This is a genomic window from Streptomyces sp. AK08-02 (assembly GCF_033795085.1).
Taxonomy (GTDB): domain Bacteria; phylum Actinomycetota; class Actinomycetes; order Streptomycetales; family Streptomycetaceae; genus Streptomyces; species Streptomyces echiniscabiei.
Map to the genome: position 1 here is coordinate 333,696 of NZ_JARAZV010000014.1, position 10,141 is coordinate 343,836.

At 67.9% G+C, this 10,141-nt stretch carries 11 protein-coding genes; 5 read left to right on the forward strand and 6 right to left on the reverse strand.

Features of this window, described 5'->3' with window-relative positions; translation table 11 throughout:
• The first annotated feature begins 314 nt into the window (after nt 1-314).
• Nucleotides 315-674, forward strand: a complete 360-nt coding sequence (locus PV734_RS29425) for a hypothetical protein (protein WP_319095257.1) — start codon at nt 315-317, stop codon at nt 672-674.
• Nucleotides 675-732: 58 nt separating this feature from the next.
• Here the strand turns inward: PV734_RS29425 and PV734_RS29430 are convergent, their stop codons facing one another.
• From PV734_RS29430 to PV734_RS29455, 6 genes are all read right to left on the reverse strand, one after another.
• Entirely contained in the window at nt 733-1,095 is a 363-nt protein-coding gene (locus tag PV734_RS29430) for a hypothetical protein (RefSeq protein WP_319095258.1), read from the reverse strand.
• Nucleotides 1,092-1,670 (reverse strand): hypothetical protein, encoded by a 579-nt coding sequence (locus tag PV734_RS29435; protein WP_319095259.1) that lies wholly within the window; start codon nt 1,668-1,670, stop codon nt 1,092-1,094. The genes PV734_RS29430 and PV734_RS29435 overlap by 4 nt, the downstream gene beginning before the upstream one ends.
• A gap of 203 nt (nt 1,671-1,873) precedes the next feature.
• Nucleotides 1,874-3,889, reverse strand: a complete 2,016-nt coding sequence (locus PV734_RS29440) for a hypothetical protein (RefSeq protein WP_319095260.1) — start codon at nt 3,887-3,889, stop codon at nt 1,874-1,876.
• Nucleotides 3,886-4,260, reverse strand: coding sequence for a hypothetical protein (locus PV734_RS29445; RefSeq protein ID WP_319095261.1), 375 nt, complete (start codon nt 4,258-4,260; stop codon nt 3,886-3,888). The genes PV734_RS29440 and PV734_RS29445 overlap by 4 nt, the downstream gene beginning before the upstream one ends.
• 397 nt (nt 4,261-4,657) lie before the next feature.
• Nucleotides 4,658-4,834 carry a hypothetical protein gene (locus tag PV734_RS29450; RefSeq protein ID WP_319095262.1) on the reverse strand — a complete coding sequence of 59 codons (177 nt, stop codon included), beginning with the start codon at nt 4,832-4,834 and terminating at the stop codon, nt 4,658-4,660.
• Nucleotides 4,835-5,287: 453 nt separating this feature from the next.
• Nucleotides 5,288-5,626, reverse strand: a complete 339-nt coding sequence (locus PV734_RS29455; protein WP_319095263.1) for a helix-turn-helix transcriptional regulator — start codon at nt 5,624-5,626, stop codon at nt 5,288-5,290.
• A gap of 460 nt (nt 5,627-6,086) precedes the next feature.
• Here PV734_RS29455 and PV734_RS29460 point away from each other — a divergent pair, with 460 nt between their 5' ends.
• The 4 genes from PV734_RS29460 to PV734_RS29475 all read left to right on the forward strand — a co-directional run bounded on the left by PV734_RS29460 (nt 6,087) and on the right by PV734_RS29475 (nt 10,088).
• Nucleotides 6,087-6,614, forward strand: coding sequence for a hypothetical protein (locus PV734_RS29460; protein WP_319095264.1), 528 nt, complete (start codon nt 6,087-6,089; stop codon nt 6,612-6,614).
• A 296-nt stretch (nt 6,615-6,910) separates the two neighbouring features.
• Nucleotides 6,911-7,597 carry a hypothetical protein gene (locus PV734_RS29465; protein WP_319095265.1) on the forward strand — a complete coding sequence of 229 codons (687 nt, stop codon included), beginning with the start codon at nt 6,911-6,913 and terminating at the stop codon, nt 7,595-7,597.
• A gap of 333 nt (nt 7,598-7,930) precedes the next feature.
• Nucleotides 7,931-8,872 carry a hypothetical protein gene (locus PV734_RS29470; protein WP_319095266.1) on the forward strand — a complete coding sequence of 314 codons (942 nt, stop codon included), beginning with the start codon at nt 7,931-7,933 and terminating at the stop codon, nt 8,870-8,872.
• The gene (locus tag PV734_RS29475) at nt 8,865-10,088 is read left to right on the forward strand and encodes a hypothetical protein (protein WP_319292689.1); all 1,224 of its coding nucleotides are present in this window, start codon (nt 8,865-8,867) and stop codon (nt 10,086-10,088) included. Before PV734_RS29470 ends, PV734_RS29475 begins: the two co-directional genes overlap by 8 nt.
• Nucleotides 10,089-10,141 lie beyond the last annotated feature (53 nt).

The following is a 10,141-nucleotide window of genomic DNA, read 5'->3' on the forward strand; positions in this document are numbered from 1 at the left end:
CACGGACCTGTACCTGATGGCTGTAGGACAGTCGTCGGTGAAAGGGGAGAGCTGTGGAGAACCGGTTCGCAGGAGGGTGCGCATCGTGTTCTGTATGGGTGACGGCACGTGGTGGCTTTCTTCAGCGGAACGAGAGCGGCACCTGGGAAGTACAGTGCGCGACGTGTCGGCACATTGATGAGTTCGCCCAGTCCGAGGGATTCGCCCCGGATGAGATCGAACTGCCCACGGCGCCACCTCCCGGGAGTGCGCCGACCGTCCCGGTCCGGATCCTCGCGATGACCCGAGCGTGCTGGAGATGCGGCAAGGACACCATGTGCCTTGTCGGCCTGTACCCGGCCCACCCGAGCCGCGGCTACTGCGGACTCTTCACCACGGAGAACGACAGGACGATGTCTCTTGCCGTGCGGCTCCTGGAACGTCATGGCCGGGCGGATCTGACGGCAATGGTGGAGCGCCGGTTCAGCAGGACGATGCGCGAGTGGCAGTTGACCAACGGATGCGTGCATTGCGATGCCCTCCAGGGCAACTTCCCTGTGCAGGAGGAGGCCTTCGCGTGCGTCGCTGCGGCGGGCGGTGCGGACGGGCTGGACACTCTGCTGGTCGTCGACTGCCCGGTCCTGGAGTGGCAGGCGGTCGTGCACGGCAACGGTGGCGGCGTGATCGCTGTCTGATGCCGTTCCACGCTCCGCCGGTCCATGCCGGCGCTGGATACACCCAGGGGCGACGGGCTCACGTCCGATGATCGGGCTTGCCCCAGTCGACGACACGGAGGCCTGCCGTCTTGAGGAGTCCGCCGTTTATCCCCAGCATCTGTATGGGCGAACGGTCATGGCGTAACAGCCAGCGGTCGCGGCGTTCGCGTTCCTGGCCAGTCAGTTCCCTCCAGTCGTCGAAGCAGAGGCCTGCTTCGACGGGTTCATCGGATTCCCGTATCGACTGCTGTACGAAGGAGACTTCTCGCGGGCTGGTGGCCAGCGTGATCAATGCGAATGCAGTCGCGTAAGTGAGGGAGGGGCCGTGCTGAGCCATCAGGCGGCGGGTCCGCCATTGGCGTATGGGGGCAAGGAGCCAGCGCCTTTGCTGCACACTCATGCGGAAGCGCTCCCGGGGTCCGTTGCGGCGGCATCGAGCCATTGGGCGGCTGCGGCCTGAAGTTCGGTTCTGCCCAGGACCTGCAGGGTCTGGGCGAGCGCGCGGAGAAAGACCTCCCGCTGCTGCGGCGTGTGGATATCGGCGAGCAGTTGGTCGACGAATCGGACGACCTCCTCGCGCAGGACGTCATGAGACGGGTCACGCGGCGGCTTGAGGTCCTGCAACGCCGTTCTCACGGCGTCCAGATCGCCGATGCGGTCGGGGTGACGGTCGATCCACCACACGAGTCGCAGGTCGGCGTCGGACATGACGTGCTGAAGGAAGGCGAGATGGCTCAGGGCCTCTTGCCGCTCGAAAGATCCGGTCCGCTCCCTGCGGAGATGTTCCTCGGCCTGCGTCTTCTCCGGCGCCCCCACGGCCAGCCGTGCGGAACCTCGGATCTCGAGTCCGAGGTCGGTGTTGTGCCACCTGGTGATGTCGGCGTTGGCGGCGTCCTGGGCCGCGTCCGCGTCGAGCACCGAGTAGAACGCGAGCGTTCGCCGCACCCGTTCGCGCAGTTGGTGGCGCGCGAGCACGGCGAGGTCTTCCTCCTCGGACGGCTCGCTTGTGCATGGGCGCCATGTGCCGTCGATGCGGACCGTGAAGAAGACGCTGGGGACGCGGCTGGGCAGCCGATCCCCTCGTACTTGGATGGTGCGGTCGCTGCTGTCGGACCTCGGAACCGATGCGGTGTCGCCACTCGGCGGACCTGGCGCTCTATGCCGGCGGGCGAATCCCATCACGCTGCGGTTGCGGCCTGTTCCTCCGTCTCCTCGGGTTCGTCGGCAGGTGCGGCAACTGCGCTCAGGAGCCGGTCGAACAGCGCCTTGCGACGTCGGCGCCCCACAGCGGTGATGGCATCCGAGCCCACCAGCAGGTCGGCAACACCCTTGTCTCCGAGGTGCCCGGTGAGCACCGCCCCGGCGATGTCGGTGACCTGTTCATCAGGCACGTCGACCGAGTCCAGCCAGGCGGCCAGGGACGCCTGGGCCTGTACGGCGGTGGCCTCGTGGCGCCAGGCCGCGCGCCAGCCTCGTACGAAGAGCTGGTCTTCCAGCGCGGCGCTGGTGCCGACGCTCAGCTCGGCTGCCAGTGACAGCGCGATGGCGTCCTCGCCGGTCAGGTCGGTGAGGGCGAGGAATGCCGTTGCTCCGGCCTGGCGCATGGCCGGGTCCTCGCTCTGCGCCCACTCCACGATCTCACCCAGGACGAGGACACGGCGGCGGGGGTCACCAGCCAGTACGCGGACAGCTTCAGCAACCGCGCCGACGCCCAGCCGGTCGTCCCTGGAGGCCAGGAGCCTGAGCCTGGTGAGTGCGACCCGCGGGTACTCGCGGCCGAGCGCCCCGGCACAGACCTTGGCGATGGCCTGCGCAAGTGCCTCGCTGATCTTTTTCTGCCCGGCCCAGTCATAGAGGCACTTGCGGACAGCCGCACCAATGACGGGGTGGACCGCCATGCTCTCCAGGACTCCAACGGCGAACTGCCGGTGCGTTTTGCTGTCGGTCGCCGTCCACTTGGTGACGATCTGGAGGACGGTGCCACCGCTTGGGCCGGCGGCCAGCCGCGTGACGCTCTCGGCGATGTGTTCCAGGTACTTCACAGCGATGCCACCCGGAGAGCTGAGGTCCGATGCCCAGTCCAGCAACACGCGTCGCAACTGCGGACGCTGCTGCCACACATGCGCGAGGACCGCCCCGTGCAGAGCGTGCCGCTCGTCGCTCAGCGAGATCCGGTCGTCGCCCACACGGCTCGCGCCGATGGCCTCCAGTCTCTTGTCGAGATCGAGGCCCGCCAACGCACCGCCGACAGGCAGCGACCCCTTCACCCGCTGGAACAGCCGGTCGGCTGCGTTCATGACGACAGCGGCGGGAAGTCCCTCCAACAGTGCCGCCGCGATCAGCAGTGCCCTGTCACGCAGCTGTTCGCTGCTGTTGTGCGTCTCGAACCAGTTGAGAAGGTAGGTGTTCCAGTTCAGGAACTCGTCCTTGGCCGCACTCGTGTTCTCGATGTCGGGATTGGCGACGATCCTGGCGAGCCGAACAGCGTCTTCTGGTGAAGTCGCTTCACCGAGCAGACCCTTGAGGTCGCCGAGCCACTTCTCACGGTCCGATGCCATGCGGTGGACATGTGCTTCCAAAACCTTGTCCGCCGGCGGACCCGCGCATTCGATGCTCGGTACCGTGACCAGGCTGCCCGGACTCCAAGCTTTCGGGGCTGCGAGGACAACCAGGTAGACACCACCGTCGGCGGCCTCCCGCTGATAGTCGGCCAGGCCTTGGTAGAAGTCCTTCGGCAGGCTCCTGTAGACGGACAGGTCCAGGATGAAGCCGTGCCCGGGCGTGCGAGGGATCTGGGCGGCACGCGGCCGGTCCCAGTCCAAGACGAGACTGCGGATGTCCTTGCCCGCCACTCCCACATCCCGCAGTACGCGCAGCGCCGTGGTGCGGCGACCTGTCCCCGCAGGCCCGACGAGGATCACGATGTTGCGCTGCCCGGCAGGACGTTTGAACGCGTTGACGGCGCGCACAGTCGGCTGCCCCACCCCGCCGTTCCTGGTCTCATGGACATACATTTCTTCCACGAGAGTGATTTCTTCTTCGCTGACGCCGACGTCACTCAGGTACTCCCAGCCACGCACATAGGTGTGGTGGTGCTCCTCGTAATCCCCGGCCACCTGTGTGACAACGGCGTGGTCAGATGCCTCCGCCTCCATCTGCGGCCGCTCCGAAGCGGCGTCGTCCCTGGTAGTCATGAGCGCTCCGGGCGGATGACGGTCTGGTTGCCACCGACCTGAGTGATGCGCGACCGCCCGCTCCCCTTGGCGTTCTGCCTGACCACTGCCGCTGGCCGCTCGACCTCCGGATTCTCCGCCCGCCATCGGGCCACCCACTCCAGCAGCTCTCGGCCCGCGTCCTGGTCCATGTCAGCGACGTCCTGGAGCCGGACCGCCCACGCGGCGGCCAGGTCGCGCGCAAGCTGATCCTCGCCCTCGGGTGCCGCTGCCAGCAGCGCGTCCCGATCCCGGTCCAGACGGGTGAGGTGATGCGTCTCCGCTTCGGGCCGCCCTCGTCCGAGCAACCCCCCGAACCACGTTCGGACGCCACGCCATGTGTCGGTCGTCATAGCTGTGACCAGCGCCAACGCGCTGACTGTCCCAGCAGACGCCAGTTCCCCGGACACGTCCAAGACCGTCCCTCCCCGTACTCACGACAGTGACGAGACCGAAGCATTCCCTCCCCAATCCCGTATTCATGAGCAGAGAGAACAACTAGGCGCATTTACAGCGCTACGCGTCCGAAAAGTCGTTACGCTATGCGATCACTTCACTACTCCGAATCCGCCCCTCTGCTCCTCGTCCCGCCGGGGCGGCCGCTCCTATAGCTGCCGCATGGACCAGGAGCTGGAGCGAGCCGCACTCGTCGCACACCTGCGGCGCGGGGATCGCCCCTGGCCCGAGCTCACCTGCCAGCTCAAGGCGGCCGGAAGCGCACGCAACGTGCTGGAGAACGCGCTCGACGCCTCAGGCCGGGGAGTCCTCTTCGACACCGCGTCCGCCGTAGACCTGGACGCCGTCGACGTCGCCGTCGAGATCGCTGCCTGGGAACGCGAAGGCCTGCGGCTCGTCACGCTCCTGGACCAGGACCACCCGCTCCGTCTGCGGCTGACAGTCGTACTGCGGCGTTGTCTCGCCCGGCACGAAGCCTGCGTCGCAGCGCACTACGCGGCATCCGGGTTCGACACGGTCGCCACGGTGCCCAGCCCGAGCGCACGCGCGAACCATCCCCTGCATGACATCGCCGCAGGCATGATCGGCATCACCAGCAGCTGCTATCGCGACCTGCTCAGCCCGGCGCCGGACGCAGCCGCTCTCGGCCGCGCCGCCTCGTCCGAGCGCTACACGTCATCGGCGCTGCGGGGCGAAAGCTTCCTGCTCTTCGACGACACCTGTACCACCGGCAACAATGCCCAGTCCCCGCCCGCGGTCCTGAAGTCGGCCGGCGCGAAGAGTGTGTCCGACGTCGTTCTGGACGCCACCTCAACACCGCGTACGGCGACACGGCCATCCTCGTCGAGCCGGCGCGAATGCGGCGCTTCTCCTGAGAGTCTGCGCACTGCGGCACTGGAACCACAGCTGAGTGCGCGCCCACGGTCACCCCTCATGACGCGTTCCTTCAGCCGCGGCGGCTCGGACAGCGGACGGTCCCGGCCAGAGCTGAAAGTCGAGGGCGTCCTCAAGGCGGGTGAGGGTGCCGATGTCCGGCAGGACGTCACCATTGAGAACGCGGGCGACGGTGGAGTGAGCGACACAGGCGGTCTCGGCGAGGCTCCGCAGGGACAGACCCCGGGATCGCATTATCCGGTTCAGATCGCGGGCGAGCAGCAGGCCGCAGTGTGCGCTCAGCGGAGCGTCAGAAGTGAGGATCACCTCGGGCCAGGTGCCGTCCGCCACATAGAACAGTGGGTACTTGTCGTTGTTACTGCGCGGCATGCTCCGATCGTGCCACGCGACAGCGGGGACTTCGGCGGGCCCGCAGGCCATCCCGGGCTGCCAAGCCCACTCAGCGCCGCCGGGCTCGACGGGGCACCCCGTGCGGCGCACGGCGTCCCATTCCGCTTTCCGGTTGCTCTGCGGTCAGCTGCGACCGACTCAAGGTGCTCCGGCGCAGACTTCCGCTCCGGCGTCCAAGAACTACATCAACTACCTTGCCATACAGGGCAGTTGGAGCAGCATCACTGTGGTGATATGCCAACTCCCGTAAAACTAAACAGAATCAAGCTTTACGAGCAGATCCGGCAGCCCCGCACGGGGGCCCACCTGCCACTCACCGACACATGACGGTGCCTCAGATGCATCTAGCTTCCTGATGATTCGGGCACAAGCTGCGCTCCGCTTCGAGGACAGGTAGGGTGTGCCGCAAGTTGCTTCGGATGCGGATGGGGAGGGTGTGTTGAGCAAGGCTGCCGGTGGACCCACACAGCCACTCATCACCCGGCTGTGGCAGATCGCGGATGCCGAGCAAGCCCGGTCGCAACAGGCCGAAGCAGCAGCCGTCGAAGCCGAACGGATCTCGCAGGAATTGCGTGCGGCTCAGCGTGTCGCGGCAGAGCGGCACGCTGCGGTCCTGGCAACGGTCGAAGCGGCCGAAGCCTACGCGGCCGAACTCGGGCTTGACGACACGCAGCACGACCTCGACGCCGAACCCGAGCCCGACCCCACCCGCCCGACGCGACCGGCAGCGTCGGCAGGTTCCAAGCCCCGATCAGTCATGCATCTGATCGTGGACATCCTGGAGCTGGGGAAGGTCACTCAGCTCCACGGGATCTACGGAGACGTGCAGCGTCTCCGGCCCGGAACCACCACCAGCGCGATCCGCTCAGCGCTGTCGCAGCTGCACAAGAACGGCTCCGTGGAGATCGTCACCCGGAGCGTCTACCGTCTCCTGAAATATCCGGAGGACTACCAGGCGGACGGATAGAGATCACGACGCATCACCCTAGTGACGCGCACAAAGGCGCCGCCGGAATACTTGGAGGTCTTCCAGCGGCGCCCGCGACACGTCAGCTGAGGGCCCACGCATCGGACCCACCTTAAGGCATGCCCGCTCATGGTTGCAGCGTCATGCCCACGTTGTCCGTGCCAGGCCCTCGCTAGGAAATCCCTGCATTCTCGCACTATTTGAGGGCCCAAAATGACTCTTTTCCTACCTTCTCCTGACGGCGGTCTCGGCATACCGGTTCCCGCGCCATCCGTATCTGCGGCGGGAGACAGCCGGTGACCATCCCCGGATCCCCGCACCCGAACACGCTCCCGACCGAGCGCCTCACTCCGCGCCGCCAGCTCGGGGTGGTCGACGGCATCGCCGACCTCGGCGGCCCCGAGTGCCGCCCCGTGACCGCCAGGGACCTTGCCGCCAGACTCGGCATCACGCCGAAGACCATCAGCAGGGCGACCGGATTCCTCACCCACACCGGGATCCTTCATCCCGGTCGGGGCGCATGGGCGCTGACCGAACTCGGGTACTCCCTGGCCCGCCTGCGGTCCACCGATTCGGCACGCGCCCGGCTCCTGCTGCGCGACCACTGGCAGGACAGCTGGTTCCAGCAGCACGCCCAGCGGTGGCTGGCATCCGGCCCACTCGAGGAGGCGGAACTTGCCGCCCACCTGAGCGTCGACCAGCCCGGGCCGCCCGAGCGTGGCCTGTATCTGACGGAATGGATGACGTACGCCCTACTGATCGAGCGTGATGAGCAGGGACGCCTCGCCCTGCCTGCCGAACAGCAGGCCGCCACGGCCCCCGGCTCGGGGCCCTCGGGCCCGATGGGGGTCCTGGACCCCCTGATGAACACGTCCGCCGAACAGCTCTCCGCGTTGCCCGACGCCGAGTTCATCGCCTTGATGAGTGCCTACACGACGGTCTTCGCGTCTCTCACGCCGAAGATTCCGCGGCCCAGGAGCTGACCAGCACTCACTGAATGAGGGGCGCCGCGGCCTGCTGCCGACGGCCCGTACCCCCGCCTGCGCGCCTGCCCCTCCAGGCGCGCGGTTCACCACCTCATGCCGCCCGCCCGACCGCGGTGCGCCGGTCCGCCGACGCGCCGTGATCGCGGCTGCCCGCGCGGCATTTTTCACCCCTTCACACTCCTCCTGTTGCCGCGGAGATCACCCATGCCCAAAGTGTCGCATGTACGGAACATCACCACTTCAACCTATTTGATCCCCCTGTTTGTGTCTCCTGCCGCACAGGGATCAGAGCCGGTTGTGCTGGTGCCACCCCGGCGAAGGGCCCTCATTGTGGGAAGCGACCTGTCCCTCACCCACGCGTTCGACCATGTCTGGGACGCCTGGCAGACCATGGCTGCCCGCGGCGAGTTCACCGAACAGACCCTGGACAAATTCGGACTGCTGCTCAGGCGCTGCGAGCGCTACATGCACCTGCGCGGCGCGGTCGTCCTGGACGACGTGAGCGCCGAACTGGCGGAGGACTTCGTGACCGCCCGGGGCCGCAGCCGCCACGGCCACGTCACCGACTCCGCGGCGGCCACAATGCTGGTACGGCGCTCCGTCCTGCGGATCGCTTTCCGCACGCTGCGCGAACTCGGCCTGAGCGACGCCGATCCCGCCCGGGACATCGTCCTGCCCGCCCGCACGGCCGGCCAAGTCCGGCCGCTGGTCGAGGGCGAGGTCATCGACCTGCGCCACCGCGCCTCCTTCGTCACCAGGCCCAGCCGACACGGAGCCGCCGCCGCACTCGCGCTGGCCGGCGGCCACAGCGGAGAGATCGGGCACATCCGGGTGCAAGACCTCGACCTCGATCGCCGCCGCGTGTGGATGCATGGCGCCACCAAAACGGACGCGCGCTGGTGCCCGCTGGACGACTGGGGACTCAACGTCCTGGCCCACCGGGCCGAGTTCGTCAGCGCCCGCCAGCTGCGCCGCGAGTCCGCGCCGAACGCCCGCCTGGCCGTCTCGGACCGGCACGCCTCCGACGCCTACCTCCAGTCCCGCGCCTGCGTCGCCCTGGGCGACCTCCTCAAGCGCATCGGCCTGGGCGGCGAGGAGGACGTCAAACCGTCCTCGGTCACCGCCTGGGCCGCGGTCGAGGAGTTCGAACGCACCGGCCGCATCGAGGACGCCGCCCGCCGTCTCGGGCTGCGCTCCCTGGACAGCACCGCGAACATCATCGGCCACGCCTGGCGCGCCCCCGCGGACGGGCAGGAGGACATCAGTGCCTGACGACATCTTCGGCGACGCCCTCCCCCAGGACCTGCGCCCCAAAAGGAAGCTCCAGCTGCGCGACGCCGACCAACGCACCCAACCCCAGCGGATCGCGGACTGCCTCGACGAACCCCTTATCTACGAGATGGCCGAACACCTTCCCGCCCCGGCCAGCCGCGGCTGCCCCCGCCAGTACCCGGCCGCCGTCTACCTCATGCTCGCAGCCCTGATGGCCGTCACCGGATCCAAACGCTCCGCCGTCGGCACCCTTGACGACAAACAGTGGAGGGCCGTACGCGCTTCTGTACGACGGAACACCGGGCGCACCGCAGCCGCCGCACTGCCGCTCACCGCACCGTCCCGCTTCCAGTACCTGTACGCCGAAGAGAAGCTTCTGGCCCCCAGCTTCGAACTTCTCCAGGACCTCTTCGAGCAGCACGCCGTCCAACAGGCCCTGCACCAGGGACTGTTTCCCGACGACACCCCGCGCAACTGGGCGAAACCCGAGCGCCGCCGACTCCTCGTCGGCGACGCCACTGTCCCCAAAGCGCCCTCGAAAGCCGAACAGCCCTTCACCGACGACCCCGTCACCGGAGAAAGGCGCAGTCACCGCTTCGACCCCGCCGCCCGCCTCTACTACGAGAACGGCGAGAAGGAAAAGCGCATCGCCCGCGGCACGAAATGGTTCTTCGCCTCGGCCCGCGACAACGGCTACTGGCAGCGCGTCATCCTCACCGTCCGCCACGTCGCCGGCGGCGACTACGAAGACGAAGCCGCCGTCGCCGTACGCGCCTTCAGCCAGTTCAGCCGCCTGCTGCCCGGCTGCATGGGCGTCATCTACGACGGAGCCTTCCGCGGCGTCCACCGCGACGCCCTCGCCCGCCTCGGACTGCTCGTCATCAACCGTCAGCACGGCTCGGTCAAACCCCGCGCCTACGAACTCCTGCGCCCCGGGCGGTGCCGCCACGACCTGTGGTGCGACCAGGGCCGCATCACCGAACGCGTCCCCCTCGACGACGGCACCAGCGCCCTGCTCCCGGTCCCCATCACCCGCCTCGAACACCGCCAGGGCCTCACCAAGTCACGCTGGTACCACCTGCTGCACATCCCCTGCCGCCACGGCGCCCACCCCTACCGCGTCCAGGTCGGCATCACCACCACCCCCGACGACCGCACCGGCACCGACCCCAGGGCCCCGGCGTTTGCCCGGATCGCCCCGGCCTGGGCCGGTTGATCATGCTGGCGGGCCCCGGAAGCAGATGAACACGGCACCTGTGGATCATGGAG